Origin of the sequence: Chelatococcus caeni, assembly GCF_014196925.1 — a bacterium.
Taxonomy (GTDB): domain Bacteria; phylum Pseudomonadota; class Alphaproteobacteria; order Rhizobiales; family Beijerinckiaceae; genus Chelatococcus_A; species Chelatococcus_A caeni.
The window spans coordinates 1-18,379 of sequence record NZ_JACIEN010000002.1; the positions used below are offsets into that span (position 1 = coordinate 1).

Genomic DNA, 18,379 nt, shown 5'->3' on the forward strand with positions numbered 1-18,379 from the left:
GTGGTGGCGCACCTGAAGGCGCAGGGGCGGCCGCAATATCTCGACGCCGTCACCGCCGACGAGGAGGGCGCGGCACCGGAGGCCGACGGCGCCGTGTTCGACAACACGTCGTTCGGCGCGCCGGGAAGCGACCTCTACGACCAGGCGGTGGCCATCGTGCTGCGCGACAAGAAGGCCTCGACCTCCTACATCCAGCGCCGCCTGCAGATCGGCTACAACCGGGCCGCCTCGCTCATGGAGCGCATGGAGAACGAGGGCATCGTCGGACCCGCAAACCACGCCGGAAAACGCGAGATCCTGATCGAGCCGCCGGCCGGCGGCGACGAATGAGGCGTCGCGCTTTCGCCACAGCGATGGCATACCTGACCTCACGCGCAGGCGCGGCGCGCCAGCGCGCCACCCCGGCCGGAACCGACACCGCCGGCCGGCCGTTGGAAAGACGATGAAGACGCTACGTTTCGCAAGCCTCGTTTCGGGTCCGGTCCTTGCCCTTGCCGCCACGCTCGTGGCGGCCCAGCCCCTGCAGATCCATCCGCCCGCGGCGCAGCCGGCAAGGCCGGCCCCTCCGGCCCAACCCGCCGCGCCACGCGCGCCCGCGCCCGCTCCCACACCGGCCTCCCCGCCCAGCGCCGCGCCGCAGGCCTCCCTGCCCGCGTCCCACCCGCTGCCGCCGCGCCGGCCGGCCGACCTTCCAACGGGCGGCGCCCCCGCGCCGGCTGCAAGCCCCGGCGAAACCGCCACACGGCCGGCGCCGCCCGCGCCGGCACCCGCCGCGCCGCCGCCCGCTGCGGCGGTACCGACCAATCCCCAGGCGGCGCTGGCGCGGGTCAACGCCTATCTCAACGGCATCGACACGCTCACCGCCAATTTCCTCCAATACAGCGGCGACGGACGACAGGCGACGGGCTCGCTCTACGTGAAGCGCCCGGGCCAGCTGCGCTTCCAGTACAACCCGCCGAGCACGCTCGAGATCGTCGCCGACGGGCGCTCCGTCGCCATCCGCGACAAGAAGCTGAGGACCCAGGACGTCTATTCCATCGGCCAGACGCCGCTGAAATTCCTGGTGCAGGACCGGGTGGACCTCGCCCGCGACGTCAAGGTGCTCGACGTGCGTACCGCGCCATCCGGCGTCGTCGAGGTGATCTTCGAGGACAGCTCGACGCTCGGCGGCACGTCGAAGGTGACGCTCGTCTACGACGCCAAGGCCAATGTCCTCCGGCAATGGATCGTCGTCGACCCGCAGGGCTACGAGACCTCCGTGGCCCTGCAGGACGTCAACATCGTGCCGCGGTAAGCCCAGCCCGATCCGGATGGAACGTGTGGCGCGCCATCCCTTGCAACGCGCCGCGCCAGGGGCCAAGTTCGGGGCCCCGTTTCCGTCCGGCCGAATCGCTTGCGGCCGATGAGGCCGAAAGCCGAGGCATGAAGCTCTCCGTCACCAGCTGGAACATCAATTCGGTGCGCCTGCGCATCGACCACGTCGCGCGCCACATCGCCGAGGCCCAACCGGACGTCATCTGCCTGCAGGAGACGAAGTGCCCGAACGACCGCTTTCCGCTGAAGGCGCTGAAGGCGCTCGGCTACGAGCACATCGCCTTCCACGGGCAGAAGGGCTACCACGGCGTCGCCACCCTCTCGCGCCTGCCCTTCTCGACGACCGAATCGATGAGCTTCTGCGGCAAGGACGACGCGCGCCACCTCGCCGTCACCTTCGGCCCCGGCGCCGGGGCGGCGAGCGGCATCACGGTGCATAACTACTACGTGCCGGCCGGCGGCGACATTCCCGACCCGGACCTCAACCCGCGCTTCGCCCACAAGCTCGCCTTCCTCGACGAGCTGTTGCAGTGGAGCGACCGGGCGAAGCCCACGGCCGCGCCGAGCATCCTCGTCGGCGACCTCAACATCGCGCCCTACGAGAGCGACGTCTGGAACCACAAGGCGCTGCTGAACGTCGTCAGCCACACGCCCATCGAGACGACGCGCATGGAGGAGTGGCGGCAGGCCGCCGGCTATGTCGACGCCATCCGCCACCTCACGCCGGTGCCGGAGCCGGTCTTCACCTGGTGGAGCTACCGCTCGCCCGACTGGGCCGCTGCCAACAAGGGCCGGCGGCTCGACCACGTGTGGCTCGCGCCCTCGCTCGTCCCGACGCTGAAGGAAGCGAACATCGGCAAGGCCGCCCGCGGCTGGGAACGCCCGTCAGACCACGCACCGGTGACGGTGACGCTGGAGCTTTGACGATTGCGCAAGAGATATTGCTGGCGCGCCACTCTCCCTCCCCCCGCTTGCGGCGGGGAGGGCCGGGGTGGGGGGCGGTTCCGCAGGCAGGCGGTCACCGGCAATTCCCGCGCATCAGCGGCACGACACGATAAACGGCGCATTGGCGGCGCGGCCCCCCACCCCTGACCCCTCCCCGCCGCAAGCGAGGGGAGGGGGACAGCCTCGGCGCGGCCACCCGCTTCGGATCCTACCGCGTCTTCCGCCGCATGGCGTCGGCCAGCGCCGCCCCGAGGGCGCCCTGCTGGGCGCCCTTCGCCGGGCCGTCGTCGCGCCGGGGGCGCGGCGCCTTGTCGGCGCCCGATGATGGACCCCGCGGCCTCGGCGCCGCGCTGCCGTCGTCCTTGCGCATGGAGAGCGCGATGCGCTTGCGCTTCACGTCGACCTCGACGACGCGCACCTTGACGACATCGCCCGCCTTGACGACCTCGTGCGGGTCCTTGACGAAGCGGTCGGCGAGCTGGGAAACGTGCACGAGGCCGTCCTGGTGGACGCCGATGTCGACGAAGGCGCCGAAGGCGGCGACGTTGGTCACCGTGCCCTCCAGCATCATGCCGGGCTTCAGATCCGACAGTTCCTCGACGCCCTCGGCGAAGCTCGCGGTCTTGAACTGCGGGCGCGGATCGCGGCCGGGCTTCTCGAGCTCCGCCAGGATGTCGCGCACGGTCGGCAGGCCGAAGCGCGCGTCGACGAAGGCCGCCGGATCGAGGCCGCGCAGCACCGCGCTGTCGCCCATGAGCGTGCGCACGTCGCGCCCGCAGGCGGCGACGATGCGCTTCGCGAGGCCGTAGGCTTCCGGGTGCACCGAGGAGGCGTCGAGCGGCTCGTCGCCGTCGCGGATGCGCAGGAACCCGGCGCTCAGCTCGAAGGTGCGCGGGCCGAGGCGCGCGACGGAGAGAAGGTCGCGGCGCGTGCGGAACGGGCCGTTGGCGTTGCGGTGCGCGACGATGGCCTCGGCGAGAGAGGCGCCGAGGCCCGAGACGCGGGCGAGCAGCGGGGCGGAGGCCGTGTTGAGGTCGACGCCGACGGCATTGACCGCATCCTCGACCACCGCGTCGAGCGCGCGGGCGAGCTGGTGCTGGTCGACGTCGTGCTGGTACTGCCCGACGCCGATCGACTTCGGCTCGATCTTCACGAGCTCGGCGAGCGGATCCTGCAGGCGCCGGGCGATGGAGACGGCCCCGCGCAGGGAGACGTCGAGCGAGGGAAGCTCGGCGGAGGCGACCTCCGAGGCCGAGTAGACCGAGGCCCCCGCCTCGCTGACCACCACCTTGATCGGCCGCCTGTCGGCCGGCAGCTGCGCCAGGAGGTCGGCGACGAGCCGGTCGGTCTCGCGGCTCGCCGTGCCGTTGCCGATGGCGACGAGGTCGACCTTGTGGCGCGCGACGAGCGCGGCGAGCACGGCCTGGGCACCGGAGACGTCGTTGCGCGGCTGGAAGGGATAGACGGTCGCCGTGTCCACCACCTTGCCGGTGCCGTCGACGACCGCGACCTTGACGCCGGTGCGGATGCCGGGGTCGAGCCCCATGGTGGCGCGCGAGCCGGCGGGGGCGGCGAGCAAAAGGTCCTTGAGGTTGCGGGCAAAGACGCGGATCGCCTCCTCCTCCGCGCGCTCGCGCAGGGTCGACATGAGGTCGACCGAAAGGTGCAGCGACAGCTTCACGCGCCAGCACCAGCACGCCACCTCGGCGAGCCAGCGGTCGGCCGCGCCGCCGTCCGGGGCGATGGCATAGGCCGCGCAGATCATGCGCTCCACCGGCTTCACGGGAGACGGATCGTCCGCATCGATCTCGATGTCGACGGTGAGAACCTCCTCGTTACGGCCGCGCAGCATGGCGAGCGCGCGGTGGCTCGGCGTCGTCGCCCAGCGCTCGGCGTGGTCGAAATAATCGGAGAACTTGGCGCCCGCCTCCTCCTTGCCGGCAACGACGCGGGCGCGCACGAAGGCCTTCTCGTGCATGTAGCGGCGCAGGCGGCCGACGAGGTCGGCGTTCTCGGCGAAGGTCTCGGTGAGGATGTCGCGCGCGCCGTCAAGGGCGCTCTTCACGTCCGGCACCTCGGGCCCGAGGTAGCCCTCCGCCAGCGTCGCCGGCACCACCGTGCGATCCGCGAGGATGCGCTCGGCGAGCGGGCCGAGGCCCTTCTCGCGGGCGATCTCGGCGCGGGTGCGGCGCTTGGGCTTGTAGGGGAGGTAGAGGTCCTCGAGCTCGGCCTTGGTGGCGGCGGCGGCGATGCGCCCGTCGAGCTCATCGGTGAGCTTGCCCTGCCGGCCGATCTCCTCGCGGATGGCGGCGCGCCGCGCCTCGAGCTCGCGCAGGTAGGTCAGCCGCTCCTCGAGCTTGCGCAGCTGCGCGTCGTCGAGGCCGCCCGTCGCCTCCTTGCGGTAGCGGGCGATGAAGGGAACGGTCGCGCCCTCGTCGATGAGCCGGACGGCGGCAAGGACCTGGGCCGGCCGCGCGGCGATGTCGGCTGCGATGACGGGGGCGATGCGTTCCAGAATGTCGGACATGCGGCTTCCATGGTTGGGTGGCGCAGGAAGGCGCGACAATAGAAAGCCGGCGCCGCCGAGCCAACAGGACGCGCGGGCCCCCGCCTCGCGTCATCCACATGCGAAAGTCCTGAGGCGCGCCTTCAGACCGCCGCCGGCGGCTCCGCGGCCGTGCCCGCCTCGGGTGCCTTGCGCCCGGTCCACCATTCCTCGAACCGTTGCAGCACCGTGAAGAAGGACGGCACGAAGAGCACGGCGAGGCAGGTCGAGGCCAGCATGCCGCTGAAGACGGCGATGCCGATCGACTTGCGCCCGTTGGCCCCGGCGCCCTCGGCGAGCACCAGCGGCACGACGCCGAGGATGAAGGCGAAGGAGGTCATCAGGATGGGCCGGAAGCGCCGGCGCGCCGCCTCCACCGCGGCATCCACGATCGCCATGCCCTCGGCCCGCTGCTCGCGCGCATATTCGACGATGAGGATGGCGTTCTTGCTCGACAGCGCGATGAGCAGGATGAGGCCGATCTGCGTGTAGAGGTTGTTGGCGATGCCGAGGGCGGTGAGCGCGCCGACGGTGCCGAGCAGCGCCAGCGGCACGGCGAGGATCACCGAGAGCGGCTGGATCCAGCTCTCGTACTGGCCGGCGAGCACGAAATAGACGAGCACGACGGCGAGGCCGAAGACGAAGAAGATCTGGTTGCCCACGATCTTCTCCTGGAAGGACATGCCGGTCCATTCGTGGCCCATGCCCGCCGGGAGGGTATGGGCGGAGATCTGCTCCATGAGCTGCATCACCTGCCCCGAGCTGAAGGCGGGCGCCGGCATGCCGGTGATGGTCGCGGCCGGATAGAGGTTGTAGAGCGAGACGATCGACGGCCCCTCCATGGGCGTGACGTCGACGAGCGTGCCGAGCGGCACCATCTCGCCGGTCTGGGTCCTGATCTTCAGCCCCTTGATCGTGTCCACCGTCTGGCGGAAGGAGCCCTCGGCCTGGGCATAGACCTGGAACACCTGGCCGAAGCGGTTGAACTGGCCGACATAGGTGGAGCCGATATAGCTCTCCAGCGCCTGGAACACCTGGCCGACCGTGACGCCGAGCGTCTCGGCCTTGGTGCGGTTCACGCCGATGTGGAACTGGGGCACCGTGGCGCGGAAGCTGGTGAAGGCGGAGCTGACGGCCGACTGGGAAACCGCATTGGCGACGACCTCGTCGGTCGCGCCCTGCAGCTTCCCGAGGTCGCCGCTGCCGTCCCGCAACTGGACGACGAAGCTGAAGCCCCCGGCATTGCCGATGCCCTGGATCGGCGGCGGCGGGATGACCATGGTGCGCGCGTCGAGGATGTTCTCCTCGAGGACGCGCGTCAGCACCCGATAGAGGCCGAGCATGCCCTGGGCGGGATCCTTCTCGCGCACCGACCAGTCCTTCAGCATCACGTAGACGGCGCCGGCGCTGGGCAGCGAGGCGTTGTTGTCGAGGAGCGAGATGCCGCTGATGGTGAAGACCTGGTCGACGCCGGGCACCTGCGAGACGACCTTCTGCACGTCGTCCAGCACCCGGTCGGTGCGCTCCAGCGAGGCGCCGTCGGGCAGCTGCACGTTGACCATCATGTAGCCCTGGTCCTCGAGCGGGATGAAGGCCGTGGGCACGCGCGACATGCCCCAGAAGGCGAGGCCGATGAGGCCGAGCGCCACGACAACCATCACGTAGCTCGCCTTCACCATGTGGTGGATGAGGCCGGCATACCAGCGCTCGCAGGCGTCATAGACCCGGTTGAAGCCGCGGTAGATGACATTGCGCTTCTCCGGCGGCGTCGGCGGGCGCAGCCACAGGGCGCACTGCGTCGGCTTCAGCGTCATGGCGTTGATGGCGCTGATGAGGGCGGTGGCGGCGATGACGAGCGCGAACTGCTGGTACATCTGCCCGGTCAGGCCCGGCATGAAGGCGGCCGGCAGGAAGACCGACATGAGCACGAGGGTGATGCCGATCACCGGCCCCGTCAGCTCGTTCATGGCCTTCACCGCCGCCTCGCGGCCGGACAGGCCGCGCGACATGTGGTGGGCCACGCCCTCGACGATGACGATGGCGTCGTCGACGACGATGCCGATGGCGAGCACGATGGCGAAGAGCGTGGAGATGTTGACCGTGAAGCCGAGCGCCGCCATGGCCGCGAAGGCGCCGATGATGGTGACGGGGACCGTCGTCGCCGGCACGAGCATCGCCCGCCAGTCCTGCAGGAAGAGCATGATGACGAGGAGCACGAGGATGCCGGCCTCGATCAGCGTCTTGTAGACCTCGCTGATGGAGGCCTCGACGAAGGTCGTCGTGTCGAAGGGTACGGAATAGGTGAGGCCGGGCGGGAAGCGCTGCGCCAGCTCGTCCATCTTGGCCCGCACCGCCTCGGCCACCTCGATGGCATTGGCCTCGGGCAGCTGGAAGATGCCGATGCCCGCCGCCGGCGCCCCCTGCAGGGAGAAGGCGTAGCTGTAGGTCTGGGCGCCGAGCTCGACCCGGCCCACGTCCCTGACGCGCGTGATGCGGCCGCCGTTCGCGCCGTCGACCTTGACGACGATGTTCTCGAAGTCCTCCGCCCTCTCGAAGCGGCCGGTGACGTTGAGCGTGTACTGGAAGTTCTGGCCCTGCGGGGTCGGGGGCATGCCGACGACGCCGGCCGTGACCTCCTGGCTCTGCTGCTGCACGGCCGAGATGACGTCGCTCGGCGTCAGGCTGAAGGCCTGCAGCCTGTCCGGGTCGAGCCACAGGCGCATGGCATATTCGCCCGCACCGTAGATGCTGACGCTGCCGACGCCCGGCACGCGGGCGAGCTCGTTCTGCAGGTTGATGACGCCGTAATTGGCGAGGAAGAGGCTGTCGTAGCGCTTGTCGGGCGAGGTGAGCGCCACGAACATCAGCACGGCCGTCGACTTCTTCTGGACGTTGACGCCCTGCACCTGCACCGATTGCGGCAGCTGCGCGAGCGCGGCCGACACGCGGTTCTGCACCAGGATCTGCGCGAAGTCGGGGTCGGTGCCGATCGCGAAGGTGACGGTGAGATTGTAGGAGCCGTCGCTGCCGCTCGTCGACTGCATGTAGATCATGCCCTCGACGCCGTTCACCTGCTGCTCGATGGGCAGGGCGATGGTCTCCATCACCGTCTGGGCGCTGGCGCCGGGAAAGCGCGCCGTCACGGAGACGGTGGGTGGTGTGACGTTGGGATATTGCGAGACCGGCAGGCGCAGCAGGGCCACGGCGCCGATGAGGACCGTCACGAGCGCGATGACGTTCGACAGGACCGGCCGCTCGATGAAGAAGCGCGAAAACATGGGTGCTGCCTCGGCGTTCGGGGACGGCGCCCGGCGCGGGCGCCCGCGGCTGGCGCAGGTTCAGGGCCTGGCGGCAGCGGTGGAGCGCCTGCCGGCCATCTCGGTCGTCTCGGGCGCCACCTTGTTGCCCGGCACGGCCCGCTGGAGCCCGGACACGACGACACGCTCGCCCGCCTTGAGGCCGCTCTCGACGACCCTGAGGCCATTGTCCTGCAAGGCGCCGGTGGTGATGGTGCGCTGCTCGACGACCTCGTCGTCGCCGACGACCAAGACGTAGCTGCCAAGCTGGCTCGACCCGATGGCCGTATCGGCGACGAGCAGCGCCTTGTCGATCTGCCGCATGGGCACGCGCACGCGCACGAACAGGCCCGGCAGGAGGGCGAGGTCCTTGTTCTCGAAGAGGCCGCGCACCATCAGCGTGCCGGTGCCCGCATCGACCTGCGGCGCGATGTAGTCGATGACGCCCTTGTGCGGATAGCCCATCTCGGTCTGCAGGCCGATCTCCACCGGCACGTCCTTCAGCTGATCCGGCGTCCGGCCCTGCGCGGCGAGCGCCTCCAGGACCCGGAGCACCTGCTGCTCGTCGACGTTGAAGTAGACGTAGATCGGATGCGTCTGCACGATGGTCGCGAGCTTCGTCGGCCCGGCATAGCCGACGAGGGCACCGACATCGACGAGATGGTTGGTGACGATGCCGTCGAAGGGGGCCACCACTTCGGTGTAGCCGAGGTTGATGGTGGCGAGCGCGACGTTCGCCTTGGCCGCCGCGACGTCGGCCGTCGCCTGGTCGAGGTTGGTCTTGGCGTCCTCGACCCGCGCCTTGGAGGCGAAGTCCTGCTGGCCGAGCTGGGACTGGCGGTTGTACTCGTTCTGGGCGTTGATCTGGCGGGCCGTGGCACCCTCGAGGTTCGCCTGCGCCTGGTCGAGCTGGGCCTGATAGGTGTCGCGCTGGATGGTGAAGAGGCGCTGCCCCTTCTTCACCGCCGCGCCGTCCTTGTAGTCGATGGAGGTGAGGAAGCCCTGCACCCGCGCCTCGAGATCGACCGCGTTGAAGGCCTGGGTGTTGCCGGTGAGCGCCATGTAATTGGTCACCGGCTGCTCGACGGGCGTGGCCACCAGCACCTTGGCCGGCGGCGGCGGAACGTAGGCGTTCTCCTCGCTGCAGGCGGCAAGGCTCGCGGCGACCAGGGCGACCGGCAGGATACGTCTGCCATGGCGACGAATGGAACGGATCAACGCGTCCATGACGGCCCCCCTCCAGAGTTTGGCGGCTGCCCGCGGCACCAGAGCAAAGGGGCCGAAGGAGCGCTCTTATCGCGACAGTCGCCCTACGCCACTAACGGAACATTGCAACAAACAGGTTAACGGTGCGCGGCAGCGGCGTCGAGCGTATCGACGCTTGCCCGTGGACAGGGCGCGCACCTTCCGGCATGTAACCGCCAATAAGGGAGGACGAAGGAATGCAGGAAACGGTGCTCGTCGGCGTCGACTGGGGGACCACCAACCTCAGGGCCTATGCCTTTGCGGCCGATGGCTCCGTTCGCGCCAAGACGGCGCGGCCGACCGGCATCACCCGCATGAGCGTCCCCTATGGAGACCTCCTCGAGGAGCTTTGCGGCGAGCTCGGCGCCGGCGCAGACACGCCGGCCCTGCTCTGCGGCATGGTCGGCAGCCGCCAGGGCTGGATCGAGGCGCGCTACATCACGACGCCCTGCACGCTCGACGGCCTCGTCGAGGGGCTGGTGAGCGCCCCGCACGCGCCCCGCCGGGTGCTCGTGGTGCCAGGGCTCGATTCCCAGTCCGGCAGCGCGCCCGACGTCATGCGCGGCGAGGAGACCCAGCTGCTCGGCCTGATGGACGGCGTCGGCGGCGCCGAGCGCCTCGTCTGCATGCCCGGCACCCATTGCAAGTGGGTGCGCCTCGCCGCCGGGCGCATCCTCGATTTCCGCTCCTACATGACCGGCGAAGCCTTCGCCGCCCTGAAGGACCACACCATCCTCGGGCGCCAGATAAGCGAGGGCGCGGTCCACGACGCGGCGGCCTTCGCGAAGGGCGTCGGGATGGCGCAGGAGGCCCGCGGCCGCGGGCCTGGGGGGCTGCTCAACCTCCTCTTCGGCGTGCGCACGCTCGGCCTGTTCGACCGCCTCGACCCCGCGGCGGCGGCGAGCCTGATGTCGGGCCTGATGATCGGCGCGGAGATCGCCGACGCCCTCGGGCCGCAGCCGCCGGCCGAGCCGGTCGTCGTCGTCGGCAGTGCCGGCCTCAGCGCGCGCTATCGCGATGCGGCGGAGGCCCTCGGCGTGCGCACGACCATCGCCGACGAGGACATCGCGACGCGGGGCTTATGGGCGATCGCGCGGGCGGCGGCGCTGGCGAGCCGATAAGCTCGCCGCCACGGATGTTGATTCGCAAGGGGCCCGGTGGCAGGAGTTGCGGAATGCAGACCTTCTTCGTCCAGATCAAGTGCAAGCTCGGCAAGACCTATGCGGTCGCCAGCGAGCTCGCCGACCGTGAGATCGCCTCGGAGATCTACTCGATCGCCGGCGACTACGACATCATCGCCAAGTTCCATGTCGACCGCGACGTCGACATCGGCCATTTCGTCGCCGAGAAGGTGCAGACCATCGACGACATCGCCGACACGCGCACCATCATCACCTTCAAGGCCTTCTGATTTCAGGCCGCGGCAGCGGTCGCGCGCGAATCCATCGCGCCGAGCCGCGCCGCGATGACGGCGGCGAGATGCCGCTGCCGGCGCTGCGAGCAGCGGTTCTGCGCCCGCACCACGGCCATCAGCTCGAGCGCGACCGCGGCGTCGAGCTGGCGGATATGCTGCGCCGTCAGGCCGCTCTCGCGCATCAGCGCCACGAGCCGGCGGCTGACCGGCCGCTGCTCCTCCTCCGGCAGATCCGCCAGCGACATGATGATGAGCGCCCCGTGCAGGCGCACCAGACTGTCGGCGTTCTGCGGGTCGCGCGCGAGCCAGGCCCCGTAGGTGGCGCGCAGCAGGTCGTAGATGACGGGGACGGCTCTCAGGATCGTGCGCAGTTCCCCGTCCCGCCCGGGAACGCGCAACTCGTCGTCGGACAAAGTCGGCAGCGACATCGGCGCACCCTCCTTGTGACCCTGGAAGCGTGCGCCCCGATGGTTAACGAAAAGTTAACGGCACGGCCGCGCAGCCGTGCCTTACGCTACCTGCTCATCCGTGCGCGAGGCTTGCGAGCGTGGCGCGGGCGCCGTCCCGGTAGAGCCGCGCCAGGGCCTCGCTCACCGCGGCAAGGAAGCGCGGCTCGGCCGGCAGGTCGGCGCCGAACACCGCCTCGACGCCGGCGAGCGCCCTGGCGAGCGCGGCGGGGTCGCCGCCCGCGGACCGCGCGATCGCGGCAAGGTCCGCCGCCAGCGGGTCGCGCACGTCGATGGCGTCGCCCTTCTCGTCCGTGCCCGTGACGTAGCGCATCCAGGCCGCCACGGCGAGAGCGTGGCGGGCGATGTCGGAGCCGGCCGCGAGCCGGTCGCGGATCGTGCCCAGCAGGCGCTGCGGCAGCTTCTGCGAGCCGTCCATGGCGATCTGCCAGGTGCGGTGCTTGAGCGCCGGATTGCGGAAACGCTCGCGCAGGGAGCGCTTGTAGGCCTCCACGTCGGCACCGGGCGGGATCGTCAGCGTCGCCGTCGTGTCGTCCATGAGGGCGGCGACATAGGACGCGAGGCTCTCGTCCGCCATGGCCTCGGACACGGTCTGGTAGCCGGCGAGATAGCCGAGATAGGCGATGGCCGAGTGGCTGCCGTTGAGCAGGCGCAGCTTCATGGCCTCATAGGGCGCAACGTCCGTGACGAGCGTCGCCCCCACCGTCTCCCAGGCGGGGCGGCCGGAGGGGAAATGGTCCTCGATCACCCACTGGGTGAAGGGCTCGGTCATCACCGGCCAGGCGTCGGCGACGCCGAGGCGCGCCGCCACGGCGGCCCTGTCCTCGTCGGTCGTCGCCGGCACGATGCGGTCGACCATGCTGTCCGGGCAGGCGATCTTGTCGCGCACGAAGGCGCCGAGGTCGGGCGAGACGAGCTCCGCGAAACGGGTGAGGATGCGGTGCAGCGTCCGGCCGTTCGACGGCAGGTTGTCGCACGACAGCACGGTGAAGGGCGCAAGGCCGAGGCTGCGGCGACGGGCGATGGCCGCGGCGAGGAAGCCGATGGCCGAGCGCGGGCGGTTGAGGTTGGCGAGGTCGTGCACCACGTCGGGGTGCTTCTCGTCGAGCCGCCCGGTCGCCGGATCGTGGCAATAGCCCTTCTCCGTCACCGTGAGGGTGACGACCTTCACGTCCGGATGGCTCATGCGCTCGACGAGCGCCGCCGGATCCTCCGGCGCCACCACGACCTCGCGGATGGCGCCGATGACGGCGAGCTTCTCGCCCTCGCCCGAGCGCACGGCGAGGGTGTAGAGCCCGTCCTGGGCCTTCAGCGCATCGCGCGTGTCGGGGCTGCGCAGGCTGGCGCCGACGATGCCCCATTGCTGGTCGCCGCCGGCGATGACCGCATCCGTGTAGGCCGCCTGGTGGGCGCGGTGGAAGGCGCCGATGCCGAGGTGGACGATGCCGGTCTTCATCGCCTTGCGATCATAGGCCGGGCGGGCGACATCGGGCGGCAGGTCCGGGAGGCGCGCAGTGTTGAGGCGGGCCGTCTGCGTCACAGCTTGTAGGCCTCCTTGGCCAGGCGATAGGCGAGATCGTGGGCGAGCTCGTGCGCCTCGTCCTCGTCGAGGCGGTGGGTGACGACGAGCTCGGCGAGGAAGGCGCAGTCGACGCGACGCGCCACGTCGTGCCGGGCGGGGATCGACGGGAAGGCCCGCGTGTCGTCGTTGAAGCCGACGGTGTTGTAGAAGCCGGCCGTCTCGGTGACGAGCTCGCGGTAGCGGCGCATGCCCTCGGGGCTGTCGAAGAACCACCAGGCCGGGCCGAGCTTCAGGCACGGATAGTGCCCGGCGAGCGGCGCGAGCTCGCGCGAATAGGCGGTCTCGTCGAGCGTGAAGAGGATGATGGTGAGCTCGCGCTCGTTGCCGAAGCGGTCGAGCAGCGGCTTCAGCGCATGGACATAGTCGGTCGCGGCCGGGATGTCGGCACCCATGTCGCGGCCGAAGCGGGCGAAGAGCCCGGCGTTGTGGTTGCGCATCGAGCCGGGGTGGATCTGCATGACGAGCCCGTCCTCGAGGCTCATCGCCGCCATCTCGGTCAGCATCTGGGCGCGGAAGAGCTCCGCATCCTCGCTCGTGACGTTGCCGTGCATGATGCGGGTGTAAAGCGCCTCGGCCTCGACGGGCGAGAGGTCCGCCGTGCGAGCGCTCGGATGGCCGTGGTCGGTCGAGGTGGCGCCCATGTCCTTGAAGAAGGCGCGGCGCTTGCGGTGGGCCTCGAGATAGCCGGCGAAGGTCGAGACGTCGCAGCCGGTCAGTTCGCCGAAGGCCTCGACATTGGCCCTGAAGCCGTCGAACTCGGGATCGACGACCGGGTCCGGCCGGTAGGCCGTGACGACGCGCCCTTTCCAGCCGCTGTCGCGGATCGCCTTGTGGTGGACGAGCGGATCGAGCGGGCTCTCGGTGGTGGCGATGACCTCGATGTTGAAGCGCTCGAACAGGGCCCGCGGGCGATAGGCGGGCTCGGCCAGCCGCTCGGCGATGCGGTCGTAGTAGAGGTCGGCCGTCTCGGCGGAGAGCCGCACGTCGAAATCGAACAGCGTGGCGAAGGCGTGGTCGAGCCACGTGCGCGTCGGCGTGCCGCGGAAGAGATGGTATCGCTCGGCGAAGCGCCGCCAGATCCTGCGCCCGTCGGTCTCGACCTCGGCGCCGTCCTTCGTCGCGATGCCGAGATCCTCGAGCCGCACGCCCTGGCTGTGGAGCATGCGGAAGATGTAGTGGTCGGGCACGACGAAGAGGCGGGCGGGGTCCGGGAAGGGCTCGTTCTCGGCATACCAGCGCGGATCGGTGTGCCCGTGCGGGGAGACGATCGGCAGGTCCTTCACATGGGCATAGAGCCGGCGCGCCACGGCGCGTGCGGACGGATCGGCGGGAAAGAGGCGGTCCTCGTGGACGAGCGGCAGGCGGCCCTCGCGCATCGGCACTTCCTTTCCTGATAACGGCTTCAAGCCTTTTGACGAAAAGCGCCCCCCGATGGCGACGCCGCGCGTCGCGCGGCGAACCCTAACCAGCGGAGCAGCCGGTGTGAACTGCTTTCTCGGCGCCGTTTGAATCGATTTGGAAATAGCGCGCGCAGGCCGTCCGGGCAAGCCGACAGAGCGCGCCGGGGAGGAGCCGGCAGGCCGACGGCGCGGCTGTCCTTCAACCGTCAGCGCAGGCCGAGCGCACGGTTGCGGGCGTTGTCGATATGGGCCGAGAGGGCGGCCACGGCCTTCTGCGGATCGCGCGTCTCCATGGCGGCGATGATGCCGAGATGCTCGCGCATCACCGGCGCCACGAGACCGTCGATTCGCACCAGCTCCTGCCGGATGAGGCGGATCTTGATGGAATTGACGCGGTAGGCCTTGGTGATGATCTCGTTGCCGAGCGCATCGACCAGCATGTCGTGGAAGCCCCAGTCGACCGCCTGGCCCTCGGCGACGATTTCGGGCGTGTCGCCCTGCGCCTCGGCCCGCGCCAGCACATCCTCGTGCTGGCGGCGCACGGCGGCGAGCGTCTCGTCGGAGGCGGACTGCACGAACAGGTCCATGGCCCCGCGCTCCATGAAGAGGCGGAACTGGAAGGCGTCGCGGATGAGGTTGAGGTCGAGATGGGCGACCTGCATGCCGCGCTGCGGCACGGTCTTGATGAGGCCCTCGGCCTCGAGACGCGGGATGAGCTCGCGAATGGCGCCGAGCGGCAGGTCGGTCAGGGCCACGAGTTCGCGCTGGGAGATGAACTGGCCCGGCCGGACATTGCGCGCGAGAAGGTGCTGCGTGAAGCTGTCATAGGCCTTCTCGCGCAGCTTGAGAGGGGCACCGTCGTCCGCTGGCCGGTCCATCTCGTCCTCCTCCTCAATGTCTTCGGCGTCGGGGCCGATGGCGCGCCCTGGCCTCGCGATCCCCATAAAGCCGGCGACGGCATCGGCCAAGGCCCTTCGGGCGGAGCGCCCCGGACAGGGCCCCAGGGACAGGCCGTCGGGCAGAAGCGCCACGCGTGCCGAGGACCTGCGCAGGCCCTCGACGGCTCTTTTTCTCGGCTGACATGTTAGCTGGTTGTTTTTTGTTTGCAAGCATTCCACCGCTTCGGCAATATGCGGCCGATCGCGCCCGGAACGGGCGCTCAAACAAGCCGTTATCCCGGGAGGATCGTCACCATGGCATTTTCGCTGAGCCGCCGGCTCGTCCTCGGCCTTGCCCTCTCCTGCCCGCTCATCGCCGGCCCGGCGCTCGCCGCCGATCCGGTCAAGCTGCGCATCTCGACGCCCGCCGTCGAAGCCGACTGGCATGCCAAGATGCTCCCCGTCTTCAAGGAGGAGCTCGAGAAGCGGGCGCCCGGCCAGTTCGACGTCGAGATCCACCTCAACGCCACGCTGTTCAAGCAGGGCACCGAGCCGGCCGCCATGCAGCGCGGCAATCTCGAGATGGCGATGATCTCGGCCTTCGACATCGCCAAGCAGATCCCCGAGTGGTCGATCTTCACCGCCGGCTATCTGATCCGCGACCCCGAGCACCAGCAGAAGGTCTTCGCGAGCGACATCGGCGAGGAGATGTACAAGCTCGTCGAGGACAAGATGGGCATCAAGGTGCTCTCCGTCGGCTATCTCGGCACGCGCCAGCTCAACCTGCGCATCGAGAAGGAGGTGAAGACCCCGGCGGACCTCGCAGGCGTCAAGCTGCGCATGCCGGGCTCCGACACCTGGCTGTTCCTCGGCAAGGCGCTCGGCGCCAACCCGCTGCCGCTCGCCTTCGGCGAGATCTACACGGCGCTGCAGACCGGCGCCATCGACGGCCAGGACAACCCGCTGCCGACCGTGCGGGCCGCGAAGTTCTACGAGGTGACCAAGCAGATCGTGCTCACCGACCACCTCGTCGATTCCATCTTCCTCTCGCTCGCCGGCGCGACCTGGAACAAGCTCGACGACAAGCAGAAGGAAGCCGTGCTGGAAGCCGCCAAGGCCGCCGTGGCCTTCAACAACGAGGGGCGCATCGGCGAGGAGAGGCAGCTCGCGGCCGATTTCGCGCAGCAGGGCCTCAAGGTCTACCGGCCCGACGTCGAGGCCTTCCGCACCCATGTGCAGAAGGCCTACCTCGAATCGGAATTCTCCAAGACCTGGCCCAAGGGCATGGTCGAACGCATCAACGCGGTGAAGTAAGAGCAACCGGCCGGGGGGCCCGGTGCTCCCCTCTGCCCTCTCCCGCAGCGTGGAGGGCAGAGGGGGCAGCCTGAAGGCGCCATCGCTGCGTGTCACGCTCCCCGCCCCTTCTCCTCCCCGCAAGGGGGAAGGGAGGATGCCGACTGCCCCAAAACAGACCCTGCGTACCGGAGGCACCCTTGTCCGTTGTGGTGAAACGGCTGCGTTTCCTGGCGACGATCGCGGCGGCGCTCGGCTTCATGGCCATGTTCGCCGCCTTCATCCTGCAGATCTTCACGCGCTACGTCCTCAACGACCCGACGGCCTGGACGCAGGAAGCGACGCTGATCTCATATGTCTGGGTGGTCTTCTGGTGCGCGGCCTTCCTGACGCGCGACAAGGACCAGATCACCTTCGACATGGTGGTGCTCGCAAGCCCGCGCCGCGTGCAGCGCTGGCTCGCCTTCGTCTGCGCGCTCGTGACGCTGGGCGCCTTCCTCGCCGCCCTGCCGGCGACGGTGGACTGGATCAGCTTCATGCGCATCGAGAAGACACCGGTCCTCGGCCTGCGCTACGACATCCTCTATTCCATCTTCATCGTCTTCGTCGTCTGCGTCGTCATCCGCCAGGGCCTGCGCGTCGCGCGCCTCCTTTCGCGCCGCTGGGGCGAGGTGCTTGACGAACGTCCTTCCGGTTTCAGCGAATGAGCGCATCCTTCGTCTTCCTGCTCGCCGCCTTCTTCGGGCTGGCGGCCATCGGCATGCCCATCGCCTATGCCATGTTCGTGGCGGCGATCGGCTATCTCTTCGTCACCGGCAAGGACGTCGGCCTCTTCTCCGAGCAGATCCTCAACAATCTCGTCGACAGCTTCGTGCTGCTCGCCGTGCCGCTGTTCATCCTCGCCGCCAACCTGATGAACGCCGGCGGCGTCTCCGAGCGCATGCTGCTCTTCTGCCAGGCGCTCGTCGGGCGCTTCCGCGGCGGGCTCGCCCACGTCAACGTGGTCGCCAGCATCATCTTCGCGGGCATGTCGGGCTCGGCCATCGCGGATGCGGCGGGCGTCGGCAAGCTGCTCACGGAGATGATGGTCAAGACGAAGCGCTATACGCCAGGCTTCGCGGCCGCCATCTCGGCCGCCTCCTCGACCATCGGGCCGATCATCCCGCCGTCGATCCCGATGGTGCTCTATGCGCTCGTCTCGGATACCTCGGTCGGCTACCTCTTCCTCGGCGGCATCATTCCCGGCCTCATCATGGCCGCCGCGCTGATGGGGGCCATCGCCTGGGTCGCCCGCAAGCGCGACTTCCCGCGCGACGACACCGTGCCGATACGCGAATTGCCCCGCGCCACCGTGCGCGCCTTCCCGGCGCTCATGCTGCCGGTCATCCTGCTCTACGGCATCTACGGCGGGGCCGCGACGCCGACCGAGGCCGCCTCGCTCGCGGCGCTCTATGCGCTCATGCTCGCCGGCCTCGTCTATCGGTCGCTGACAATCCGGGAGGCCTTCCGGCTCTTTGCCGAATCCGCGCGCTCGACCACCGTCGTCGCGCTCATCATCGCCGGCGCCTTCATTTTCAACTACATCGTCGCGAGCGAGAACATCCCGCAGCTCGTCGCCGGCTGGATGCGCGGGGTGGACGTGCATCCGCTCGTCTTCCTGCTGCTCGTCAACCTGCTGTTCCTTGCGCTCGGCTGCCTGTTCGACGCGACGACCATGCTGCTCGTGCTGGTGCCGCTGTTCCTGCCGGCGGCGCGGGAAATGGGCATCGACCTCGTGCATTTCGGCGTCGTCATCGTCGTCAACATCATGCTGGGGCTGGTCACGCCCCCCTATGGCGTGCTGTTGTTCGTGATGAACGGACTGACGGGCATCCCCCTGCGCGACATCATCCGCGAGATGTGGCTGTTCCTCTTCATTCTCCTGGCCGCGCTCCTCCTGATGATCCTCGTGCCGGAGACGGTGCTGTGGCTGCCGCGCCAGTTCGGCTACACCGGTTAGG

At 69.4% G+C, this 18,379-nt stretch carries 15 protein-coding genes; 8 read left to right on the top strand and 7 right to left on the bottom strand.

Annotated elements, in window-relative coordinates; translation table 11 throughout:
* The 3 genes from GGR16_RS08700 to xth form a co-directional block, all read left to right on the top strand.
* On the top strand, positions 1 to 330 hold a 330-nt coding region (locus GGR16_RS08700), incomplete at its 5' end, for a DNA translocase FtsK (RefSeq protein ID WP_281380562.1).
* A 112-nt stretch (positions 331 to 442) separates the two neighbouring features.
* On the top strand, positions 443 to 1,294 hold the full coding sequence (locus GGR16_RS08705; protein ID WP_053193525.1) for a LolA family protein: 852 nt from the start codon (positions 443 to 445) through the stop codon (positions 1,292 to 1,294).
* 128 nt (positions 1,295 to 1,422) lie between these two features.
* A complete protein-coding gene (gene xth, locus GGR16_RS08710; protein ID WP_183316384.1) occupies positions 1,423 to 2,238 on the top strand; it encodes an exodeoxyribonuclease III in 816 nt (271 codons plus the stop codon).
* 229 nt (positions 2,239 to 2,467) lie between these two features.
* On the opposite strand, the gene GGR16_RS08715 is transcribed toward xth, so the two are convergent.
* From GGR16_RS08715 to GGR16_RS08725, 3 genes are all read right to left on the bottom strand, one after another.
* Positions 2,468 to 4,786, bottom strand: a complete 2,319-nt coding sequence (locus GGR16_RS08715) for a Tex family protein (RefSeq protein ID WP_019402765.1) — start codon at positions 4,784 to 4,786, stop codon at positions 2,468 to 2,470.
* 122 nt (positions 4,787 to 4,908) lie between these two features.
* Positions 4,909 to 8,082 (bottom strand): efflux RND transporter permease subunit, encoded by a 3,174-nt coding sequence (locus GGR16_RS08720; RefSeq protein WP_019402764.1) that lies wholly within the window; start codon positions 8,080 to 8,082, stop codon positions 4,909 to 4,911.
* Between the two features lie 60 nt (positions 8,083 to 8,142).
* On the bottom strand, positions 8,143 to 9,315 hold the full coding sequence (locus GGR16_RS08725; RefSeq protein WP_050996652.1) for an efflux RND transporter periplasmic adaptor subunit: 1,173 nt from the start codon (positions 9,313 to 9,315) through the stop codon (positions 8,143 to 8,145).
* Positions 9,316 to 9,542: 227 nt separating this feature from the next.
* On the opposite strand from GGR16_RS08725, the gene GGR16_RS08730 reads away from it, so the two are divergent.
* On the top strand, positions 9,543 to 10,466 hold the full coding sequence (locus GGR16_RS08730; protein WP_019402762.1) for a 2-dehydro-3-deoxygalactonokinase: 924 nt from the start codon (positions 9,543 to 9,545) through the stop codon (positions 10,464 to 10,466).
* A 53-nt stretch (positions 10,467 to 10,519) separates the two neighbouring features.
* Positions 10,520 to 10,756: an Lrp/AsnC ligand binding domain-containing protein gene (locus GGR16_RS08735; protein WP_053193522.1), complete on the top strand. Its 237-nt coding sequence runs from the start codon at positions 10,520 to 10,522 to the stop codon at positions 10,754 to 10,756.
* A gap of 2 nt (positions 10,757 to 10,758) precedes the next feature.
* On the opposite strand, the gene GGR16_RS08740 is transcribed toward GGR16_RS08735, so the two are convergent.
* The 4 genes from GGR16_RS08740 to GGR16_RS08755 all read right to left on the bottom strand — a co-directional run bounded on the left by GGR16_RS08740 (position 10,759) and on the right by GGR16_RS08755 (position 15,086).
* A complete protein-coding gene (locus GGR16_RS08740; RefSeq protein WP_019402760.1) occupies positions 10,759 to 11,187 on the bottom strand; it encodes a hypothetical protein in 429 nt (142 codons plus the stop codon).
* Positions 11,188 to 11,281: 94 nt separating this feature from the next.
* The gene (locus GGR16_RS08745) at positions 11,282 to 12,766 is read right to left on the bottom strand and encodes a mannitol dehydrogenase family protein (RefSeq protein WP_183316385.1); all 1,485 of its coding nucleotides are present in this window, start codon (positions 12,764 to 12,766) and stop codon (positions 11,282 to 11,284) included.
* Complete coding sequence (gene uxaC / locus GGR16_RS08750) at positions 12,763 to 14,184, bottom strand: glucuronate isomerase (RefSeq protein ID WP_183316386.1); 1,422 nt, start codon at positions 14,182 to 14,184, stop codon at positions 12,763 to 12,765. Before uxaC ends, GGR16_RS08745 begins: the two co-directional genes overlap by 4 nt.
* Before the next feature lie 230 nt (positions 14,185 to 14,414).
* On the bottom strand, positions 14,415 to 15,086 hold the full coding sequence (locus GGR16_RS08755; protein WP_183316387.1) for a GntR family transcriptional regulator: 672 nt from the start codon (positions 15,084 to 15,086) through the stop codon (positions 14,415 to 14,417).
* Between the two features lie 315 nt (positions 15,087 to 15,401).
* Here GGR16_RS08755 and GGR16_RS08760 point away from each other — a divergent pair, with 315 nt between their 5' ends.
* The 3 genes from GGR16_RS08760 (at position 15,402) to GGR16_RS08770 (ending at position 18,378) form a co-directional block, all read left to right on the top strand.
* On the top strand, positions 15,402 to 16,400 hold the full coding sequence (locus GGR16_RS08760) for a sialic acid TRAP transporter substrate-binding protein SiaP (RefSeq protein ID WP_019402756.1): 999 nt from the start codon (positions 15,402 to 15,404) through the stop codon (positions 16,398 to 16,400).
* A gap of 188 nt (positions 16,401 to 16,588) precedes the next feature.
* Positions 16,589 to 17,086: a TRAP transporter small permease gene (locus GGR16_RS08765; RefSeq protein ID WP_019402755.1), complete on the top strand. Its 498-nt coding sequence runs from the start codon at positions 16,589 to 16,591 to the stop codon at positions 17,084 to 17,086.
* On the top strand, positions 17,083 to 18,378 hold the full coding sequence (locus tag GGR16_RS08770) for a TRAP transporter large permease (protein ID WP_183316388.1): 1,296 nt from the start codon (positions 17,083 to 17,085) through the stop codon (positions 18,376 to 18,378). The genes GGR16_RS08765 and GGR16_RS08770 overlap by 4 nt, the downstream gene beginning before the upstream one ends.
* Position 18,379: the final 1 nt, after the last annotated feature.